16 protein-coding genes and 1 riboswitch are annotated in these 22253 nt (G+C 36.9%); of the genes, 14 read left to right on the top strand and 2 right to left on the bottom strand.

What is annotated here, in order from left to right:
• Positions 1–76 precede the first annotated feature (76 nt).
• The 10 genes from ACZLXV_RS03075 (at position 77) to yajC (ending at position 14215) form a co-directional block, all read left to right on the top strand.
• The gene (locus ACZLXV_RS03075) at positions 77–5503 is read left to right on the top strand and encodes a lipocalin-like domain-containing protein (RefSeq protein WP_482382451.1); all 5427 of its coding nucleotides are present in this window, start codon (positions 77–79) and stop codon (positions 5501–5503) included.
• A gap of 164 nt (positions 5504–5667) precedes the next feature.
• The gene (locus ACZLXV_RS03070) at positions 5668–6966 is read left to right on the top strand and encodes an FtsW/RodA/SpoVE family cell cycle protein (RefSeq protein WP_022223365.1); all 1299 of its coding nucleotides are present in this window, start codon (positions 5668–5670) and stop codon (positions 6964–6966) included.
• An 89-nt stretch (positions 6967–7055) separates the two neighbouring features.
• Positions 7056–7135: riboswitch (ZMP/ZTP riboswitch) on the top strand.
• 103 nt (positions 7136–7238) lie between these two features.
• A complete protein-coding gene (locus ACZLXV_RS03065) occupies positions 7239–8417 on the top strand; it encodes a phosphoribosylaminoimidazolecarboxamide formyltransferase (RefSeq protein WP_022225227.1) in 1179 nt (392 codons plus the stop codon).
• 26 nt (positions 8418–8443) lie between these two features.
• Complete coding sequence (locus ACZLXV_RS03060) at positions 8444–9157, top strand: IMP cyclohydrolase (protein WP_482382450.1); 714 nt, start codon at positions 8444–8446, stop codon at positions 9155–9157.
• Positions 9158–9420: 263 nt separating this feature from the next.
• The gene (locus ACZLXV_RS03055; RefSeq protein ID WP_367336202.1) at positions 9421–10200 is read left to right on the top strand and encodes a tetratricopeptide repeat protein; all 780 of its coding nucleotides are present in this window, start codon (positions 9421–9423) and stop codon (positions 10198–10200) included.
• On the top strand, positions 10197–11036 hold the full coding sequence (locus tag ACZLXV_RS03050) for a patatin-like phospholipase family protein (protein WP_022225230.1): 840 nt from the start codon (positions 10197–10199) through the stop codon (positions 11034–11036). The genes ACZLXV_RS03055 and ACZLXV_RS03050 overlap by 4 nt, the downstream gene beginning before the upstream one ends.
• 137 nt (positions 11037–11173) lie before the next feature.
• A complete protein-coding gene (gene fba, locus ACZLXV_RS03045; RefSeq protein ID WP_022225231.1) occupies positions 11174–12046 on the top strand; it encodes a class II fructose-1,6-bisphosphate aldolase in 873 nt (290 codons plus the stop codon).
• A 149-nt stretch (positions 12047–12195) separates the two neighbouring features.
• A complete protein-coding gene (locus ACZLXV_RS03040) occupies positions 12196–12672 on the top strand; it encodes a DUF1700 domain-containing protein (RefSeq protein ID WP_022225232.1) in 477 nt (158 codons plus the stop codon).
• A 77-nt stretch (positions 12673–12749) separates the two neighbouring features.
• Positions 12750–13883, top strand: a complete 1134-nt coding sequence (gene tgt / locus ACZLXV_RS03035; protein WP_482382449.1) for a tRNA guanosine(34) transglycosylase Tgt — start codon at positions 12750–12752, stop codon at positions 13881–13883.
• Positions 13884–13885: 2 nt separating this feature from the next.
• The gene (yajC, locus tag ACZLXV_RS03030; protein WP_367336209.1) at positions 13886–14215 is read left to right on the top strand and encodes a preprotein translocase subunit YajC; all 330 of its coding nucleotides are present in this window, start codon (positions 13886–13888) and stop codon (positions 14213–14215) included.
• Positions 14216–14319: 104 nt separating this feature from the next.
• On the opposite strand, the gene ACZLXV_RS03025 is transcribed toward yajC, so the two are convergent.
• Positions 14320–15228: a PHP domain-containing protein gene (locus tag ACZLXV_RS03025; RefSeq protein WP_482382448.1), complete on the bottom strand. Its 909-nt coding sequence runs from the start codon at positions 15226–15228 to the stop codon at positions 14320–14322.
• A 126-nt stretch (positions 15229–15354) separates the two neighbouring features.
• Here ACZLXV_RS03025 and ACZLXV_RS03020 point away from each other — a divergent pair, with 126 nt between their 5' ends.
• The 3 genes from ACZLXV_RS03020 (at position 15355) to ACZLXV_RS03010 (ending at position 19156) form a co-directional block, all read left to right on the top strand.
• Complete coding sequence (locus tag ACZLXV_RS03020) at positions 15355–15729, top strand: TIGR04086 family membrane protein (protein ID WP_022225236.1); 375 nt, start codon at positions 15355–15357, stop codon at positions 15727–15729.
• A gap of 89 nt (positions 15730–15818) precedes the next feature.
• Positions 15819–16778 carry a polysaccharide deacetylase family protein gene (locus ACZLXV_RS03015; RefSeq protein WP_022225237.1) on the top strand — a complete coding sequence of 320 codons (960 nt, stop codon included), beginning with the start codon at positions 15819–15821 and terminating at the stop codon, positions 16776–16778.
• Between the two features lie 152 nt (positions 16779–16930).
• Positions 16931–19156: a protein translocase subunit SecDF gene (locus tag ACZLXV_RS03010; RefSeq protein WP_022225238.1), complete on the top strand. Its 2226-nt coding sequence runs from the start codon at positions 16931–16933 to the stop codon at positions 19154–19156.
• Positions 19157–19218: 62 nt separating this feature from the next.
• On the opposite strand, the gene prmA is transcribed toward ACZLXV_RS03010, so the two are convergent.
• Positions 19219–20256 (bottom strand): 50S ribosomal protein L11 methyltransferase, encoded by a 1038-nt coding sequence (gene prmA / locus ACZLXV_RS03005; protein WP_022225239.1) that lies wholly within the window; start codon positions 20254–20256, stop codon positions 19219–19221.
• A gap of 147 nt (positions 20257–20403) precedes the next feature.
• Between prmA and recJ the strand changes: the two genes are divergently transcribed.
• Complete coding sequence (gene recJ / locus ACZLXV_RS03000) at positions 20404–22143, top strand: single-stranded-DNA-specific exonuclease RecJ (protein ID WP_022225240.1); 1740 nt, start codon at positions 20404–20406, stop codon at positions 22141–22143.
• Positions 22144–22253: the final 110 nt, after the last annotated feature.

The raw sequence follows: 22253 nt of genomic DNA, 5'->3' as shown, positions 1-22253 counted from the left end.
GCCCTCTTTTTGTATAAAACTGGCATTTAAAATGCCTAAACAAAAAAGCAAGGAAAGGGAAAAGAAGGAGAGAAGTATGGCAAAATTTAAGTTTAAGAAAATTGCAGCGATAGCAATGTCGGCAGTTCTTGCAGTTACATCAGCACCAAATTTGTCGCTTGATTTTACTGCAACAGCTAAAGCAGCAGAGAGCAGTACATTTGGTTCAAATACTGTCAGTGAATTAAGTATTGACGCAGGTTTTTCGGCTAATACCGGAGATGAGACAATAAGTGGAAATTTTGATGTTCAGTACACATTCACAAACAAAACAAAGGGAAGTGATAATTGGAATAACTTTATAATAGAAGTTTTTGACAGCAATGGAGGAATAACAGACAGAGCAGATAATTATGGCTGGTTTTATGGAACTCATTTAAGTGATGGTTCAGAACATACCTGGGGTGATACAGATTTTACATGGGAAGAGTTTAAAGAATCCATGAAAGATGCAAGTGTATCAGTTGATGTGTCAAGAAGAGATAAAATAGTTACAATATCATATACGATAACAGACAATGCAGATTTATCAAAAGTATATAGTATGAAAGATACTGTTACATTTACTTCTCTTGATGATTCAGTAAGCATGCATATCACGGGAGAGCAGGTAGACCTCTCAGATATAAAGCTTGTAGACAAAACTGATGAAAGCTCAGGTTCAGGGACAGGCTCCGAGACAAAAGCATTTGGAGAAAATACAGCTGACAAGTTAAGTGTTGAAGCAGGCTTTTCTGCTAATAGTGGAAATGAGACTATAAGCGGAGATTTTGATGTTCAGTATACATTTACGAACAAAACAAAGAGCACAGAGTCAAACTGGTTTAATTTTATAATAGAAGTTTTTGACAGCAATGGAGGAATAACAGACAGAGCAGATAATTATGGCTGGTTTTATGGAACTCATTTAAGTGATGGTTCAGAACATACCTGGGGTGATACAGATTTTACATGGGAAGAGTTTAAAGAATCCATGAAAGATGCAAGTGTAGTAGTTGATGTGTCAAGAAGAGATAAAATAGTTACAATATCATATACGATAACAGACAACACAAATTCATCAAAAGTATATAAGATGAAAGATACAGTTACATTTGGTGAATTAAACGATTCAGTAAGCATGCATCTTACAGGAGAGCAGGTAGACCTTTCAAATATTAAACTTGTAGACAAAACAGACAGAGATGATGATACACCGACAACACCACAGGAAATATCAGCTTCAGATGTCACAACAAAATATAATGAATATTTCAGTGAAAGCAATAAGAAAAGTCATGTATCAGTCCATGACCCATCTGTTGTAATCGGATATACTGATGGTAAATATACAGGAGACAGAAGCCAGAGAGTATATGGAAAAGATAACGGTTCAAGACAGAAAGTATACTTTATATTTGGTTCACACAGAGCTTTTGCTTGGTCAACAGACATGCAGAACTGGACAACATTTACAAATAACATAAATGATGACACAAAATGCCAGGCTCTTTTTAAGAGTGCATTTGACTGGGCAGCAAAAGGTGACAGCAGTTATGGATGGTCAGGCAACTTATGGGCACCTGATGTTATCTGGAATGAACAGATGAATAAGTGGTGCATGTATATGAGTATCAACGGTAAATCATGGAACTCAAGCATTGTGCTTCTTACATCAGATTCACTTAACGGTGACTGGGAAAATCAGGGAACTGTAGTATATTCAGGATTTACTAAATCAGGAGTTCATGCATATACAGATACAGATTTTGCATCAGTAGTAGGTTCAGATAATGCAGATGCAGCTCTTGTAAGATTTAAATCTTCAGATACAACATGGAATTCAAGATACGGCGCACATGCAATTGACCCATGTGTTACATATGATTCTGACGGAAACCTTTGGATGAGTTATGGTTCATGGTCAGGCGGTATCTGGATATTCAAGCTTGACCCTAAGACAGGTCTTAGAGATACAGCTACAAAATACGATTATAAAGAAAATGAAACAGACCCTTATATGGGATATAAACTTGCAGGTGGTGTTTCAAGATCAGGTGAGGCATCATACATAGAGAAAATAGGTGACAAGTATTATTTATTCCTTTCATACGGCGGACTTACCGCTAAGGGCGGATATAATATGCGTGTATTCTCATCAGATGCAATCACGGGTCCATACAAGGATGTAGCAGGAAATGATGCAAGATACGGTACAGAGACAAGTGTTATCAACAAGAACGCAGGTGGTGACGGATATGGAAATACTGCTACAGGTGAGCGTCTTATGTCATATTACAACTGGCATTATCTTGATAAGGGACGTGTTGCACAGGGACATAATTCTGCAGTAGTTGATACAGACGGAAAAACATATCTTGTATATCATACACGTTTTAATGATGGTTCAGAGGGACATGAGGTGAGAGTTCATCAGTTATTTACAGCTGGAAACGGTGGTCTTGTTGCAACTCCGTTTGAATATTCAGGAGAGACATTATCAAATACTGCATACGCAGTAAAGGAAGTTGCGGGAGAATATACAGTTATCTATCATGAACCTTCAGTAAATACAACTGCACTTCAGTGCTGTGAGGAGAAATCTGTTAAATTAAATAAGGATGGCTCTGTTTCAGGTGATTATACAGGAAAATGGGAGCAGGAGTCTGATAAACCTTATGTTACTTTAACAATAGACAATGTAAAATATCAGGGTGTGTTTATTAAACAGAAGGTTGAAGGCACAAACTGTGAGACAATGTGCTTTACACTTGTAGGAAGCAATAATATTACTATCTGGGGTACAAAAGGTTATACAAACGAGCAGAAAGTTATAAAAGATGCCGGAGATTTATCATTAACTGTTCCGGAACAGTTAAATACAGACCTTGAACTTCCGGTTTCAGGAAATGAAGGCTCAACAATCAAATGGGAGTCATCAGATGAGACTGCACTTTCAAATACAGGTGAAATTCAGGCAGTTGCAAAAGATACAACAGTAACACTTACAGCAACAATTAAGAATGGTTTATATTACACAAAGAAAGAATATACAACAACAATAAAAGCAAATGCAACTTCAGACATTGATTCAGGACTTGAAGCAAATTATACATTTGAAAATGGTCTTAGAAATGAAGTAAATACAGAGCAGGTCGGAGAGGCAAAGACTCTTGAGAGCGGAACAAAACCTACAGTAGAGTATAGTTCTGACAGAGCAGGAAATGTTCTTAATCAGTATTTTGGATATGAAGCAGCAGCGACAACAAGCTATGCTGAGTTTACAAACCCACTTAAAGGAAAGACATTAAACGGTGCGACAGTATCAATGTGGGTAAACAGACAGAATGATGACGCGTGGGATGCACTTTGGAGTTTCTTTGATACGGATAATTCCGATGGAGCAGACGGAAGATTATTCTTCACACCAAATACATATCTTGGTTACAACGGAACAGTAGGCGGTACATGGCAGTGGTTTGACTGCAACAAGGCAGAAAAGCCGGTAAATAATATTCATGTAAACAGCTGGCATTATGTAACAGTATCTGTTGGAAAGGCTAACTTTGGAATTTATGTTGACGGTAAACTCGTTGTAAACAAAACAAAATATACGTTATTTGACTCAAATGACAGCTATGCAAGTCTGGCATCTAATATGCTTAAGATGATTGCATCAGCAGATAAGTTCTATCTTGGATATGGTTCATTCTGGGGTTCATCTCCGGCATATATGGACAATGTTAAAATTTACAGCCGTGCATTATCAGCAGCCGATATCGGAACATTATATAAGGCAGAAAAAGCTGATACTGCAGCAGCAAAGAATGCAGAAGAACAGAAAGAACAGGCATTGGCAGATGCAAGTATCTTGTACAAGAGTTTCAATAATGATGCAGATGCGGCAGCAGCCGGCGGATTATCAGCAAATGCAGCAGACAATCTTACACTTGCCAGTGATGGAGCAGCAGAGCACAAAAGATATTTACAGTTTGCACCGGGAAATATAAATTCAAGAAGTGCATACCTTGACTTTGGAAGTTTGACAGTGCCTGATAATTATGTTGTTGAGTTTGACAGCAAATTGACAGCAGGAAATAATCAGGAAACACAGCTTGCATTAGCTGTTTCAGAATATAGCAAGAAAAATGATATTCTTGCATCAGATTCATATTTATGGAGCTTAAATGCATTAAAGACAACAGAATGGACAATTTCAGGTGGAAGTACAGCAAAGACAACTGATACAGCGTCTGTTGATATTGCAACTGATACATGGGTACACATTAAGACAGTTATAAACAAAACTAAAAATACAATGGTTCTTACTATCACTGATGAAGCAGGAAAAGAACTTGTATCAAAGAAGTTTGAGATGGACAGCATTGCGGACATAAAAGGTTTATTTGTACTTAGCGGAAGATATAACGGAGTAACAGCATTAGATAATGTCCGTGTATATGTACCTACAGGAAAATATACTGTTAAATTAGATCCAAATTATACAACAGATACAATGACTGCAACATCACAGGAATATGCAGTCGGAGAAACAGGTAAACTTCCGAAAAATACATTTACACGCGAAAACTACGATTTCCTTGGATGGTCAACAACACCGGGAGGAGCTGTTGAATATAAAGATGAACAGGAAATTAAAGACCTTGCACAGGATGCGGGAGTTGCAATATTGTATGCTGTATGGAAAGAGTATTCATACACTATTATTTATAATCCTAGTGGTACAGATGGTGAAGAGATGACACAGATTGTAAAACTTGGTCAGAAATTCAATCTCTATGAAAATCCATACACAAGAGCAGTGTACACATTTGAAGGATGGCTCGACAAAACAAATGGTGATAAGATATATTCAAATGGACAGACAATATCTACTGACCTTGCAGCTAAGGGAGAAACGATTACATTGTATGCCGTATGGAAATCTAGTTCTTCATCATCATCTTCAGGTGGTTCATCAACAACACCGACAGCTACACCAACGGTAAAACCAACGGCAACAGCAGCACCTACAACAGAGCCGACAACAGCTCCGTCTTCAGAACCGGTAAAACCAACGGCAGAGCCAACAGTAGCACCTACAGCGGAGCCGACAACAGTACCTACTACTGAACCAACAGTAGAACCAACAACAAAGCCAACTACAGCACCAACAGTAAAACCAACAACAAAGCCAACACTCAAGAATGCATCAATTACTGTTAAAAAAGGAAAGAAAAAAGTTTCAACAGTAACTGTAAAGAAGAAAAAGACAGTGACAATTACTGTTTCAGCAAATTCAGGAGCAAAGGTTTACTTCAATAAGCTTTCAAAAGCTAATGCAAAGAAAGTTAAAGTTACATTGAAGAATAAAAAGCTTACGATAAAAGGTTTGAAGAAAGGTACAGTAAAGGTTAAATTGCTTGCTAAGAAGACGTCAAAATATAAGGCAGCTTCAAAGACAATCAAAATAAAAGTTAAATAATATACACTTTAGATGTATAAGGCGGGGAACTAAAATTAAGCTTGGTTCCCCGTTGTTTTTTTAGATAATGTTTGGAAATGCCGGATTAAAAGTAATGAAACTGGACTTTATATATGGTATATGCTAAACTACAATAGTAGTTTTTTGTGACAGGGGGTGCGTTTGTGCTTAGAAAACCATCTGCAAGAAGAGCTCTTGCTTCGTATATAGATAGTCAGGAAAGAGTAGATATAAAGGTTTTTATAATCTTACTGATGTTAAACATTTTTGGGATAATTATGATATACAGTGCATCAAGTTACAGATGCAGTCTCAGCCATAAATATAATTATGATAATATGTATTTTGCAAAAAAGCAGATTGAGTATGTCATACTTAGTTTTATTGGCATGCTTATATTGAGGGTTTGCAATTATAACAATTTTAATATACTTAATTTTTCTAAAATACCTTTATTAAAGAAGATAAAAGGACTTAAAAATGTAAAATTATCGATGTCATGGTTTATCTATCTGTTATCGATATGTATGACGCTGACGTTATATACACCGCTCGCAGTTTCGGCAAAGGGTGCGGTGAGATGGATAAAAATAGGTTCGATGTCATTGCAGGTTGCGGAAGTTTCAAAAATTCTTATAATACTTTGGATAGGAACAAGGATATCGAGATATACAAAGAACAAAAGCAGATACAGAATATTATGGTTTATATGGCTTCCGGCAGGAGCATCTGCATTGTTCCTCTGTGCCAAAAGTTCTAACCTGTCAACCTTGATTATACTTTGTGGCATTATTTTTGGTATGACTATAATAATGACACCGTTTAACAAGACGCATATAGCGGTATTCGCGGCAGCAGCGGGCGGTGTTGCAGTTGTGATAAATCACATTTACAGCATTATAAATTCAAACACTGCTTTTAAGGATTTCAGATACGGCAGAATAGGAGCATGGCTTGCACCCGAGAAGTTTTCGAGTGATGAGAGTTATCAGTCACTTCAGTCATTATATGCAGTTGCCTCAGGCGGATTTTCGGGAAAAGGACTTGGAAATAGTGTGCAGAAGCTTTCAAGAATACCGGAAGCGCAGAATGATATGATATTTGCCGTAATATGTGAGGAACTTGGAATATTAGGTGCATTTATAATGCTTGGTATGTTTCTGTATCTTATTTTCCAGCTCTTTAAGATTGCCAGCAGAGCAGAAACCATATTTGGCAGAGCTGTTGTAACGGGAATAGCAATACATATTTCTTTACAGGTTATAGTAAATATATTTGTAGTGCTGATGATTTTTCCAAATACAGGTGTATCACTGCCGTTTATAAGTTATGGAGGTTCAGCGGTTATATTTACAATGGCTGAGATGGGCATAGCACTGTCAGTTGACAGAGAGCATTTCAGAGCCAAAGTTGAAAGAAAAGCGAAGCAGATTATAGAGGAGAAAGAACTTCCGGGATATTAGGAACAAAATATCCGAAATCAAACAAAATGTTCAGGATGTATATAAGACAAAATTAGGGTTGCGCACCCAAAAGAAATATGATAAAGTTAATCTAGTTATATAACTGACGGAAGTGGAAGTGACCACAGGGAGTATAACAGTTTGACAGCCGACCGTCTGGGCAGAAAAGTCCGGGATAGTGTCGGTTTTTTCTTTGTCAAAATTTAATAGTTTGACAAAAGATGTTTTGTTAAACTTCTATTATCTTTTTATTTACGAAAGGAGATTATCCAATGAACGAAATTCAGTTAAAGTATGGATGTAACCCAAATCAGAAACCAGCAAGAGTATTTATGAAGGATGGAAGTGACCTTCCTTTTGAGGTATTAAATGGAAATCCGGGATATATAAATCTTTTGGATGCATTTAACAGCTGGCAGCTTGTTAAGGAAGTAAAAGAGGCTACAGGTCACGTTGCGGCAGCTTCTTTTAAACATGTAAGTCCGGCAGGAGCTGCTATAGATGTTCCACTTACAGATACTATGAAAAAAGTTTATTTTGTAGATGATGATATTGAACTTACTCCTATGGCCACAGCTTATATCAGAGCAAGAGGTGCAGACAGAATGTCATCATTTGGAGATTTTGTTGCACTTTCAGATGAGTGTGATGTTGCGACAGCAAAGTATCTTAAGACACTTGTATCTGACGGTATTATTGCACCTTCATATTCGGATGAGGCTCTTGAAATTCTTAAAGGAAAGAAACGTGGAAATTATTGTGTTATTAAGATTGACCCTGATTATGAAGCAGCACCGCTTGAGACAAAAGATGTATTCGGAATTACATTTGAGCAGGGGCACAATACAGTAAAGACAACAAAAGAGCTTTTTGAAAATATTGTAACTGAAAAGAAAGAGCTTTCAGAAGATGCACTTAACGATATGATAATTGCAAACATCGTACTTAAATATACACAGTCAAATTCAGTATGTTATGTAAAAGACGGTCAGGCAATCGGAATCGGAGCAGGCCAGCAGTCACGTATTCACTGTACAAGACTTGCTGGTGATAAGGCTGATAAGTGGTTCCTCCGTCAGTCTCCAAAGGCACTTAATCTTCCGTTCAAGGATGACATCAGAAAGCCTGACAGAGATAATACTATTGACGTATATCTTTCAGATGATTATCAGGATGTTCTTGCTGATGGAAAATGGGAACAGTTCTTTACTGAAAAGCCTGAACCGATGACAAGAGAGGAGCGTGCAGAGTGGATTAAAAATCTTGATGGAGTTACACTTGGTTCAGATGCGTTTATTCCATTTAGCGACAATATTGAGCGTGCAAACAGGAGTGGAGTTAAATATGTGGCACAGGCAGGCGGTTCAAAGAATGATCAGGCGGTTATAGATGCATGTAACGAATTTGGAATACTTATGGCATTTACAGGTCTCAGACTTTTCCACCACTAAAATAAAATAGTATATCGGAGGTTTTTATGGAAAAATTATCTTTAAAAAATGAATTAACATCAAACGCATATCCGGGTCGTGGCATTGTTGTAGGAAAGACTGCTGACGGAAAACATGCAGCTATTGCATATTTTATCATGGGCAGAAGTGAAAACAGCAGAAACAGGGTATTTGTAACAGACGGTGACGGAATCCGTACACAGGCATTTGATCCTTCAAAACTTACAGACCCAAGTCTTATAATATATGCACCTGTCCGTGTCCTCGGCAATGACACAATAGTGACAAACGGTGACCAGACAGATACTGTATATGATCTTATGCAGGATGGCTCAACTTTTGAGCAGTCACTTTGTACAAGAGAGTTTGAGCCGGATGAGCCAAACTTCACACCTAGAATTTCAGCTATTCTTCATGTTGAGGATGGTGGATTTGATTATTCAATGTCTATTCTTAAGAGTAACAACGGAAATCCGGATTGCTGTAACAGATATACATTTGATTATGAGAATCCGATAGCAGGTGAGGGAAGATTTATTCATACATATATGCATGACGGAAATCCGCTCCTAAGTTTTGAGGGAGAGCCTAAACTTGTTAATATACCAAATGATATGGATGAATTTGGAGAACTTGTATGGAACAGTTTGAATGCTGATAACAAGGTATCGCTTTTTATCAGATTTATAAATATTGAAGACGGAACATTTGAAAGCAAAATTTACAATAAGAATGCGTAAAGCAGAGAAACTTATTGTCAGGATAGGATGTTCATAAAAAAGCATATGTAAATAGAAGAGATTGATATAAACTTTTCAGCGAATGGCAAAGGAGGCGGTTGGCACTTTGTTTCAGTTGGTGCATAGCAGTTTAGTGGCAGGAAAGTTTATATCAATTTTTGCGTTAAATAACCACAATGAAATTTTTTATCGTTGTAAAGTTCTTTCATGTTTTGTTTTTTGGTGGTATAGTGATATAAACTACACAACAAGGAGGCACCGCCATGGATATCGAAGAAAACATAAGATTATTTCAACAGTACCAAAAAAGCAACAAACTTGAGAAGGCATCGGAAATAGCTGATGAGATAGCTAAAGAGCTTAAAGCAGATGACAAAAGGGTTTTATGTGCAAATCACATTTTGGAATTTTATCTTTTTGAGTATTATTTTAAGACAAGAGATTATGAGGCAGTCAGATATCCGGTGCATCAAATGTATCATTCCCTTGCAAAAAAATATATGGAGAGAATGCATTTTGATAAAGCATATGAAAAGCTTGTAAAGGCGGCAGAATGGAATGCCGTGGATATGGATATATACTGGGAAAAAACTGAATGTTTAAAGCAGCTCGGTGAACTTAAAAAACTTAAAGAGACAACAAAGGAACTTCATAAATTTATATATACGAGAGCAGACATTGCTCATTTTTACAGAAATATAGGGTATTATTATGTAGAGAAGAAAGAACCAGAGAAAGCCATGGTGCTTTACACATACAGCAACATGTTCAGCCACAGCAAAACGGCTGATAGTGAACTAAACTTTTTGGAAACGGCACTTGAAAGAGAGTGCCCTGAGTATACAGTGGATAAAATTCAGAAAGAGATAAGAAAATTAAAACTGCCGGATGGAATATCAGAGACAACGCTCACTATCATTCTTAGGGCGGGACAACTTGAGCTTGAGCAGGGTGATAAGACTTCGGGAGTTGAATGCATGGAACTTTTATATCAGGTAACAGGTGATGAGCATATAAGAAAGATTATCGAGGCAGAATCATGACAGGAGTATTATTTGAGGGTGGTTCATTCAGACCGGTTTTCAGTTGCGGCATTATGGATGCATTGCTTGAAGAAGGCATAATGTTTCCGTATTGTATAGGAGTGTCGGCAGGGGCAGCAGATGCAGCGTCATATATATCAAGGCAGCCGGAGCGAAATATCAGAATACTTGAAAAATATCGAAATGATAAACGCTATTTGAGCAAGAGAAATTTTTTGAAGGAAAGAAGTATTTTCGGACTGGATTTTGTATTTAGGGAGATACCAAATAAACTTGATGTATTTGATATGAAAACATTCAAAGAATATGATGGCAGGTTTGTTATTGTAACTACAGATGCAAAAACAGGAAAAGTGCATTATTTTGACCAGAAAGATGTAGATGAGACGTTTGAGGTCTTTTGTGCCACATGTGCACTTCCGGGAGCGTGTCCTCCGGCGAAGATAAACGGAAGAAAATATTATGACGGAGGATTGTCAAATCCAATTCCGATAGACAAATGTCTTGAGGACGGATGCGATAAAATGCTTATAGTTCTTACACAGCCCGAGGGATTTATAAAAACGCCTAGAAAATCGGAAAAAAATATGGCTAAAATAATGAAGTTAAAATATCCGGCAATTGCGGAAGAACTATTGAAAAGATGTGACAAATATAACGAGTCGGTACGATTGTGTGAAAAGCTTGAAAAAACAGGAAAAGCAGTTATACTAAGACCAAAATATAAATTAAACAGTCTTGAAAGCGATACGGGTAAGTTAAGGCAGACGTATGAGATGGGCAAAGAGATTGCAAAAGAAAATATGGATAAGATAAAATTCTTATGCGAAAAATGATTTGATTTTTATAAGAAATAGTATATAATAAAACTGATTGAGAGTAGTTTTGCCTGAAAAGTCCTGAGTTATGGGCTTTAGGTAATTAAAGTTCCTGTATCAAATCAGGGACAAGTCTAAAGATGGAGGATTTTAAAATGAGTAGATTAGTTTCAGCAAAAGAAATGCTTACAAAAGCTAAAGCCGGTAAGTATGCAGTAGGTCAGTTCAACATCAACAACTTAGAGTGGACAAAGTCTATTTTACAGACAGCAGAGGAATTACAGTCACCTGTTATCCTTGGTGTATCTGAGGGTGCAGGAAAGTATATGTGTGGTTATAAAACAATCGTTGGTATGGTAGAGGGAATGCTTGAAGAGTTAAATATCACTGTTCCTGTAGCACTTCACCTTGACCACGGTTCATTTGAAGGTGCAAAAGCTTGTATCAATGCAGGATTTTCTTCAATCATGTTTGATGGATCAAGCCTTCCAATCGAAGAGAACGTTCAGAAGACAACAGAGTTAGTAAATACATGTAATATTCTTGGTCTTTCTCTTGAAGCAGAAGTAGGTTCTATAGGTGGAGAAGAAGACGGAGTTATCGGTGCCGGTGAGTGTGCAGACCCTGATGAGTGTAAAAAGGTTGCAGACCTCGGTGTTACAATGCTTGCAGCAGGTATCGGAAACATTCACGGTAAATATCCTGAAAACTGGGCAGGACTCAGCTTTGAGACACTTGATGCCATTCAGGCTAAGACAGGAGATATGCCACTTGTTCTTCATGGTGGTACAGGAATCCCTGCTGATATGATTAAGAAAGCTATTTCACTTGGTGTTGCAAAGATTAATGTAAATACAGAGTGCCAGTTAGCATTCCAGGAAGCTACACGTAAATACATCGAAGCAGGCAAGGACTTAGAAGGAAAGGGATTTGACCCTCGTAAACTTCTTGCTCCTGGTGCTGAGGCAATCAAAGCAACTGTTAAAGAGAAGATGGAACTCTTCGGATCAGTTGGAAAAGCTAAATAAAGCAATCCGCGAGGACAAAACAAAGTATTATCTGACAGCTTTGCAGCATTTATTGTTGCAAAGTTGTTTTTCCTTTATAAAGATTATAAAATTTTGATTATGGAAACTTAAACTTTTTTAAAACTATAATGCCAGGAAGGAGAGTTTATATGACTAAAAATGAATTTTTATCCATACTTAGGGATAGCTTGGCGGGAAATGTACCTTCTGACGTTATCAATGAAAATATAAGTTATTATAAAGACTATATTGAAAATAATGATAAAACGGAAAGTCAGGTTCTTGAAGAACTTGGAGATCCGAGACTTATTGCAAGAACCATTATAGACAGTTTTGTTGCCGAAAAAGGACCTATGGCAGATTTTTATACAAAGCAGGCAAGGGAAGAGTATCGTGGAGACGACAGTTATACTTCATCATACGATGATAGTGACAATTACGATAAAGGGTATCATAATTTTTCGTTAAAATGGTATGACAAATTGCTGGGAATAATAATAATTGTTGTTGTGGCTATGCTGGTTTTGGCATTAGGTGCAGTAGCAGTTGGAATTTTCTTTAGGATAATTCTTCCTCTTATAGTTATTTATTTTATAGTTAAGTTTATTATGGAGAGGTTGACATAGATGCGTATTGAGTGTTAATATCCTTAGTGCATATAAAGTGGGCGATACACGGAAAAAGGAAAAAGAATGGAGTAACTATGTATAAAATATTATGTAAGGACGGCAGTGCTAAAAGAGGTCGTCTTGAAACGGTACATGGAACTATAGAAACACCTGTATTTATGAATGTTGCGACAGTTGGCGCAATGAAAGGTGCTGTATCAACTGAGGATTTGCAGAACTTAAAAACACAGGTTGTTCTTAGCAATACTTATCATCTTCATGTCAGACCGGGTGATGAAATAGTCAAAAAGATGGGTGGTATTCATAAATTTATGGTATGGGACAAACCTATTCTTACAGATTCAGGCGGATTTCAGGTTTTTTCACTTGCAGGACTAAGAAAGATAAAAGAAGAAGGAGTTTATTTCAATTCTCATATAGATGGAAGAAAAATATTTATGGGACCTGAACAGAGCATGAAGATTCAGTCAAATATTGCTTCTACAATTGCAATGGCATTTGATGAATGTCCGCCGCATCCTGCTACGAGACAGTATATGCAGAATTCTGTTGACAGGACTACAAGATGGCTTGAGAGATGCAAAAATGAAATGGACAGACTTAATTCCCTTGATACTACTATAAATAAATCGCAGCTTCTTTTTGGAATCAATCAGGGCGGAATTTTTGAAGATATAAGAGTAGAACATGCAAAGAGAATATCGGAGTTAAATCTTGACGGTTATGCACTTGGAGGACTTGCCGTAGGTGAAAGTCATGCAGAAATGTATGATATTATTGAAAAAACAGTACCGTATCTGCCCGAAGATAAACCTACATATTTGATGGGAGTTGGAACTCCGGCAAATATATTGGAAGCAGTAGAACGTGGTGTTGACTTTTTCGATTGTGTATATCCGGCAAGAAACGGCCGTCACGGTCATGCGTATACAAATCATGGAAAGATGAATCTCATGAATAAAAAATATGAGCTTGATGACCGACCTTTAGATGAAACATGTGATTGTCCGACATGCCGCAAATATAGCAGAGCATATATAAGACACCTTTTGAAGGCGAAAGAAATGCTTGGACTGAGACTTATGGTAACTCATAATCTTTATTTCTATAACAATATGATGGAAGAAATTCGTGACGCCATTGAAAAAGGGTGTTTTAAAGAATATAAAAAGAAGAAATTAGAACAGCTTGAGGAGGAAGCAAAATGAATTTGACTACAATATTGGCAACAAAAGCAGGCGGAACACAGGGTATAATAAGCATGGTTGTAATTTATGCAGCTATCATTGCAATCTTCTGGTTCTTTGCTATCAGACCACAGAAGAAACAGCAGAAAGAGCATGATGCACTTGTATCTACACTTGCAGTAGGAGACAGCATACTTACAACAAGCGGATTTTTCGGTGTTGTAATAGATATTATGGACGAAGTTGTTATAGTTGAATTTGGAAACAATAAGAACTGCCGTATCCCAATGAAAAAAGAAAATATCGTTGAGATAGACAAGCAGGAAGAAGAAATTAAGACAACAAAGAAATAAAATTCTTTGAAATAAATTTCTTTAAGTTGAAAATATCTAAAATAATCTTAATAATAAAAAGCTGTAGCGTATCAAAGTGTCTACAGCTTTTTTGTTATATCTTTTTATGAATGTTTTTCAGCAAAATCCAAAACTTTTTTTGTAAATTCAGACGGTTTTGCTGCTTTGGCAATATTGATAAGGTACTCAAAAGGAACACTTAAAGTTCCGCGGCCTGTACCCATATCGATTGCCGGCTTGTTGGTACCGTGGAAATCTGAACCTCCACTTGGGAGCAGCTCGTATTTATTGCAGAGTTTTCTGACATAAGCTTCATCCTGAGTAGTGTGGTTTGAATATTTTGCCTCCATACCTTTCAGACCGGCGGCTTTGAGTCTTTTGATAAGGGCTTCAAGCTCCTTTTCTTCGAGTTTATAGTGGAGGGGATGTGCAAGTATTGGAACACCGCCTGATTCGAGGATAAGTTCAATACCTTCTTCAGGAGTTATATATTTTCTTGGAACATAGTAAGGACAATGTATATCAAGATATTTATCAAAAGCCTCGGCAGTGTTTTTGACTACACCGTGGTTAATGAGCCATCTTGCGAAATGTGCTCTGGTGATTACGGTGTCTGGATTTCCTTCCTGGAGTTCCTCGTAAGTCATATTTATTGAAGCTGCCCGGAATTTGGCAACCATTTCTTTGTTTCTCTCAACTCTTCTTTCAACCAGAAGATTAGAGATTTTTGTAAATGCAGGATTTTTGTAATCAATAAAAAGTCCTACTATATGAATGTCTCCATCTTTATAACCGACCGAAAGTTCAGTTCCCGGGACAAATAAAACGGGAGCATTCTGCTCTTTTACGGCAGCAGCGGCACTTTCTATGCCGCCGACAGCATCATGGTCAGTAAGTGCAAATGCAGTGAGACCTTTTTCAACTGCTTTTTTAACAAGTTCTTCAGGTGAAAATGTTCCGTCGGAGAAAGTTGAATGTGTATGTAAATCTACGGTTCCGTTTGTATTGTTCATTTATAACCTCTTTTCTGCATACATTTTAATAATAAAGTTATGTTGCTGTTATTTTTTCTTTTTATGAATCTTAACATAAAATTGTGACAAAATGAATAGATATTGAAAAAAAGGGGTTTTATCAAAGTGGAAAAAGTGATTAAAAATATTGTTATTATTCTTTTGACACAAATTATTCTTACGACAGTGATATTATTTGTGTCATCGGGAATAATATGGAAGTATGCTTATGATGAAAAAGCGATAAGTGCAGTTGTGACAGGGACATATATTGTCGTAAATATTCTGGGTGGAATAATAGCGGGAAAGTTGTTTAAGAAAAATAAATTCTTGTGGGGACTTGCGGCAGGAGTTATATATTTTTCGGTATTGCTGTTATTTGGAATCGTTATATTTAAAACAGGAACCCCAGGGATAAATGTTGTCGGAAATGCTCTTATATGTGCTGTATCGGGAATGACAGGAGGGATGTTTGGGGCAGGTACTCACAAACAGACATGATAAGCAAAACTTAATAGAAATGTAATCACATATTATGAAAAGTGTGTTATTATGAATTACGAAATATATGAGTGGAGGCAGGGAACTTTATGAAACAAAATGATGAAATGAGAAGAGGAAGTTACAGGGACAGGGAGATGAGGAGCAGAAGACGCAGGGAGCGTGAACTCAGAAAAACAAAAATGATACTTATAAATGCTGCTATTGCGCTTGTTGTTATTCTTATTGTGTTTGTTGTTGCCATTATAAAATTAAATGGAAAAAATAATTCAGGTATAAAAAATTATTCGGATAAAAATGTAAGTCAAAAGAGCAGTGAAAAAAATAAAGGAAAAAAGGACACAGCCAAAAAAAGTAAGCCTACCGCTGCACCGACTGCCACGGTGAAAGAAGATAATTCCATGGGAAGCGGCAGCAAGAAATGGATAAGAAAAAATCTTGATAAGAATAAACCTATGATTGCCTTGACTTTTGATGACGGACCTTATACTCCTGTTACAAGCAAAATATTAAGAGTTTTGAAAAAATATGATTCGAGAGCAACATTTTTTGTTGTCGGAAACAGAGTTAATGCTTACAGTAAAGTTCTAAAGGCATCGTACAATATGGGAAATCAGATAGCGAGTCACACTTTTGACCATGAGGATTTAAGTAAAATGACAAAGAAACAGTTATCTGCAGAGATGACGAAAACAAATAATGCGCTGCAGTCGGTTATAGGATGTCATGCTACACTTGTAAGACCGCCTTATGGAAATATAAGCGATGTGATGCGCAAAAACATTAAAATCCCGATGATGTATTGGAGTATTGATACTGATGACTGGAAGTGGAGAAATGCAGCGAAGGTTTTGGCTGAGTGTAAAAATGTAAAAGACGGTGATATAATTCTGATGCATGATTTGTATCCGAGCACAGCAGAAGCGGTGAAAAAATTGGTACCACGGCTTAAAAAGAAAGGTTATGAACTTGTCACGGTAGATGAAATGTTTTATTACAAGGGCATAAAAGCTGAAGCAGGAAAGGTATATGCTAGCGGCAGACAATAGCAAAGATATTGTCAGGTTAAAAAGTTTTAAGAAAAAGTAAAAAAATTTGCATTCATGTTGTTCTCTATGTTATAATGCAATTTAGCGTGGCTTATTGTACGGTAAACCGCGAAATCATGTTATAAGTATTAAGTTAAAGGAGAAAAAACAGCATGAAGGACAAGAAAAAAGGATTATTGCATTTACTCATAATAATAGCAGTAATCGGACTCTGTGCTTATACAACATTAGTTGGTATCACTAGTGCACATAAGGGCAGTGCCAAAAACATTAAACTTGGTTTGGACTTAGCTGGTGGTGTAAGTATTACTTATGAGGCGACTAAGGGCAATCCAACAGCAACAGAGATGAAAGATACCATTCAGATGATGCAGCAGCGTGCTGAAGTTTACAGTACAGAATCTTCGGTAGTACAGGTTGGAGATGACCGTATCGAAATCGATATACCTGGTGTTGAGAATGCTGATGACGTTCTTAAATCACTCGGTAAAGAGGGTTCACTCGATTTTGTAGCAGAAGATGACATGTCATTTGATAAAAACAACAATCCTAAGTATACAAAGACAGTATGTACAGGAAAGCATATTAAAAAGGCAGAAGCCGGTACACAGCAGGATGAGGTTACAAAAAACAAGGAATATGTTGTACAGCTTACATTCAATGCTAAGGGTACAAAGTTATTTGCAAATGCAACAGCAGAAGCATATCCTTCTAAAAAGAAAATCTATATCGTATATGACGGAAAAGTTCTTTCAGCACCAAATGTTCAGGCTGAGATTACAGATGGAAAAGCCGTTATCTCAGGAAGTTTTGATACTTATGAATCAGCAGAAGAACTTGCGTCAATGATTCGTATAGGTGCACTTCCGGTAGAACTTAAAGAAATTCAGTCACAGGTAGTTGGGGCACAGCTTGGTCAGGATGCTATTCAGACAAGTTTACTCGCAGGTGCGATAGGATTTGCACTTGTAGTTATATTTATGCTTATATTCTATAGACTTCCTGGAGTTGCAGCATCTATAGCACTTGTATTCTATCTTGGGTTAATGCTTGTAGCACTCAATGGATTGAATATAACACTGACACTTCCGGGTGTGGCAGGTATTATATTGAACATAGGTATGGCGGTAGATGCCAATGTTATTATATTTACCCGTATTAAGGAAGAACTTGCGAAAGGCAAGTCGGTTCAGACAAGTATTAAACTTGGTTTTGAGAAAGCACTTTCTGCCATCATTGATGGTAACGTGACAACTCTTATCGCAGCATTTGTACTTTATATAAAAGGTTCAGGAACAATCAGAGGTTTTGCAACAACACTTGCACTTGGTATTATCCTTTCAATGTTCACGGCCCTTTATGTTACAAAGTATATCCTTAAAGCTATGTATTCTCTCGGTGTTGACGATGTCAAATACTTTGGTGTTGAGAAACCGAGAAGACAGATTAAATTTGTACAGAACAGAGTTAAATTCTTTGTTATCTCAGGGGTGCTTATCCTCGCTTGTGTAGTTTGCCTTATTGTTAATAAAGCTGCTTCAGGAAACATTCTTAATTATGGACTTGACTTCCTTGGTGGAACAACATATGATATTCCATTTGGAAAAGATACAAAAATTGATGCAAGTCTTAAGAAAGAAGTTGAATCTATTTTTGCGAAGAACAGCAGCTCAAGTGATATTGTTATCTCTGAGGTTGCAGGTTCAAATGAACTTAATGTCAAGACAGTTGAACTTACTGAGACACAGAGAGCAAATGTTACCGATGAACTTGCAAAGAAATACAATATAAAAGAAAGCAACATTCAGATACAGAGTATCAGTGCTTCAGTATCAGGAGAGATGAAACGTGATGCCGTACTTGCTGTAATTATAGCTGCAATCTGTATGCTTATCTATATTTGGTTCAGATTTAAAGATGTTGTATTTGCGGGAAGTGCTGTGCTTGCATTGCTTCATGATGTAATTGTAGTTCTTTTGGTATATGCTGCAGCAAGAATTTCAGTAGGTAACACATTCATTGCTTGTATGCTTACAATAGTAGGTTATTCAATAAATGCAACAATCGTAATATTCGACCGTATCCGTGAGAATATGGGCGGACGTTCATCAATTAGTGAAGAAAGAATGACAGAAATTGTAAATGACAGTATAACTCAGACATTGACAAGAAGTATAAATACATCACTTACAACATTCTTCATGGTATTCATGCTTGCAATTCTTGGAGTAGAATCAGTAAGAGAATTTGCTATACCACTTCTTGCAGGTATCATATGTGGTGCATATTCATCAGTATGTATAACAGGTACACTTTGGTATACAATCAAAAAAGCAACACATAATAAAACAGGAAAAGCAGTCAAAAAGACTAAATAAGTTTTTAGAATTTATTGTTAAAAAAACAGCAGGATGTCTAAAAAAGACATTCTGCTGTTTTTTTAACTGCGTTTACAGACAAATGAGACCCATTCACCCAGGGTATTTCGTTCAATAATCTCAAAATTGTTTTTAAGAAGTGCATTTTCAACCAGGTCTGCTTTATCAGCAAGTATTCCCGATGAGATAAAAAGCCCTCCCGGTTTTATGAAGTCAGCAATACAGTCAGAAAGAGGAATGATAACATCGGCAAGTATATTTGCAACTGCAATGTCAACGGGGTCTTTCAATTCACTACGCACATTCTCAGTATCTTCAAGTATATTTAAATGAGCTGCTTTTATGCGGTTTTCACCTATATTATTTAATTTTGCATTTTCAACAGCGGCCTCGACAGCATATGGGTCTATATCAAGACAGAAAGCAGATTTTGCCCCACATAACAGTGAGCAGATTGCAAGTATTCCACTGCCGCATCCTGCATCAAGGAGTGTTGTTTCGGGATTGATATATTTTCTGAGAGATAAAAGGCAAAGTTTTGTTGTTTCATGCGTACCTGTTCCGAAAGCGGAACCAGGGTCTATCTGCATGATTATGTCGTTTTCAGAAGCATCCTCAGGGATTTCCTCCCATGTAGGTTTTATGATAATATCATCGGCAACCCTGAATGCCTTAAAATTATCTTTCCACTTGTCTTTCCACTGACTGTCATCTTCAATGGAATAATTTATCTGTGGCATTTTTATATGTGTAAATTTTTTAATTTTTTTGATTTTCTTTTTTAATCTTTTTATGAGAACTTCGGGTTCTAAAACTTCTTTATTTTCATCTGTCAGATTTTCATCTCTTATGGAAGAACCGGTACTGAAAAAATCAGGTTTTTCTTCGCCGGGAACTTCTGTATAAAAAGTGAGAATGGAACTTCCGTCATCAACGCCCATGTCCGCAGGAATGTCGGTATACATCTGCTTTTCCTCTTTTTCGGTAAGAGGAACATGGTCTGTTATCTCATATCCATCTATACCCATAGAACATAGAATGTTTCCTATTATGGGAGCATCATGTGTATTTGTATGTAATTCATATTTGAGCCAGTTCATAAGTGAAATCCTTTCGTGTTTTTTGATAATATTATAATACTATCATAGATATTTTGAAATGTCTCCTAAAAATGATAATTGTATATGTTTGGACGGTTTAGTATAATAAATATGTGAAAGAATATTTAAAACAGCAGGAGATTTCCGATGAAACAGTGGATGTATAAAAAATGTAATGCCGATACTGCGGCTATTGCAAAAAGATATAATATTTCAGGAGTATTTGCCAGAGTCCTCGTAAACAGGGGGCTTTATACATGGAAAGATATGGATGCATATTTATTTCCGGACATGGAAAAAATGTATAAACCCGGACTTATGAAAGATGTTACAAAAGCGGCAGAGATTTTGATGGATGCGATAAAAAATAATGTGAAGATAAGGGTTATAGGGGACTATGATGTTGACGGAGTTATGTCATCTTATATTTTATACAGAGGGATTGTGATGCTTGGGGGAGAAGTCTCATGCCGTATTCCGCACAGAGTAAAAGATGGATATGGTATTCGTGATTATATGGTTGATGAGGCAAAAGAGGACGGAATTGGTCTTATCATTACATGTGATAATGGAATATCGGCGGTGAGTGCTGCAAGCAGGGCAAAGGAACTGGGGATTACATATATTCTGACAGACCATCATGAAGTTCCTGACAATGACGGAACGGAGATAATTCCGGACGCCGACGCAGTTGTAAATCCAAAACAGAAAGCTTGTGAATATCCGTATAATATGCTTTGTGGTGCTGGTGTTGTTTATAAACTTATGAGTTATATTTTTGAGAAAAAAAATGATAAGTCATATATAAACGAACTTCTTCCTTTTGCGGCAATTGCGACGGTATGCGATGTTGTTCCGCTTGCCGATGAAAATCGTATTATTGTAAGCAACGGTTTAAAAATATTGAATGACACACCACATCTGAAAAATTTGGGGATGCGGAAAATGTTGGAAATCCTTGAATTATCAGAGCATGTCAGGTCAGGCGATTTGGGATTTCGGATAGGACCGTGCATAAATGCAGCGGGCAGACTTGATGATGCCGCATTGGGATTAAAGATGCTCACAACGACAGATGAAAGGGAAGTTGTAAAACTTGTAAATGAACTTATAACACTCAATGAGGAAAGAAAGGAACTTACTGCACAGGCTACAAATAATGCGATAGCTCAGATTGAGGAAATGAAAGCTCTTGAAAAACCGGTGCTTGTAATATACCTGAAAGATTGTCATGAGAGTGTTGCGGGGATAGTTGCAGGGCGGATAAGAGAGAAATATTACAGACCGGCATATGTGCTTACTGACGGAGAAAAAGGACTTAAAGGCTCAGGACGTTCAATCCCCGGGTATCATATGCAGCAGGCTTTGCAGAATTGTCAGGAAATTTTGACGGAATTTGGAGGTCATGCATTGGCGGCGGGATTTTCGCTGCCAAAAGAAAATCTTGATAAATTTAGGGATGCTTTAAATGAGCAATGTAATCTTACTGACGAGGAACTTGTTGAGAAAATAAGTTTTGATATGGAACTTGAATTATTGGAAGCAACAAAAAATCTTGTAGAACAATTACATTATATGGAACCTTTTGGAGAGTCAAACGACAGTGCCATATTTGCAAGAGGAAAACTTAAAATAAAATCAATGTATCTGTGTGGAAAGGAAAATCAGATAGCAAAACTAAAACTTGAAGACGAGGGTCTGCTTTATGAAGCGGTAGATTTTCATGCAGATAACTGTCTTTCACGTGTGATAGAAGAAAAATACGGCAAAGATGAGTGGGAGCAGATGAAACAGGGAAAATACGGGCAGCAGATAAGTATATTGTATCAGCCGGAGATAAATAACTGGAGTGGAAATGTTCAGATGAAAATAATTGATTGTATGTAAAATAGATTTTGTTTTCATTATCTGCTGTTTACTTATTGCTGTTTTAGCTAGATAATGATATTATAATGCAAGTGGGCAAAATAGCTTTTGACTACAACATCTTATTATAT

Source organism: Butyribacter sp., assembly GCF_056818865.1.
This window is presented reverse-complemented; position numbering and strand designations above follow the sequence as displayed.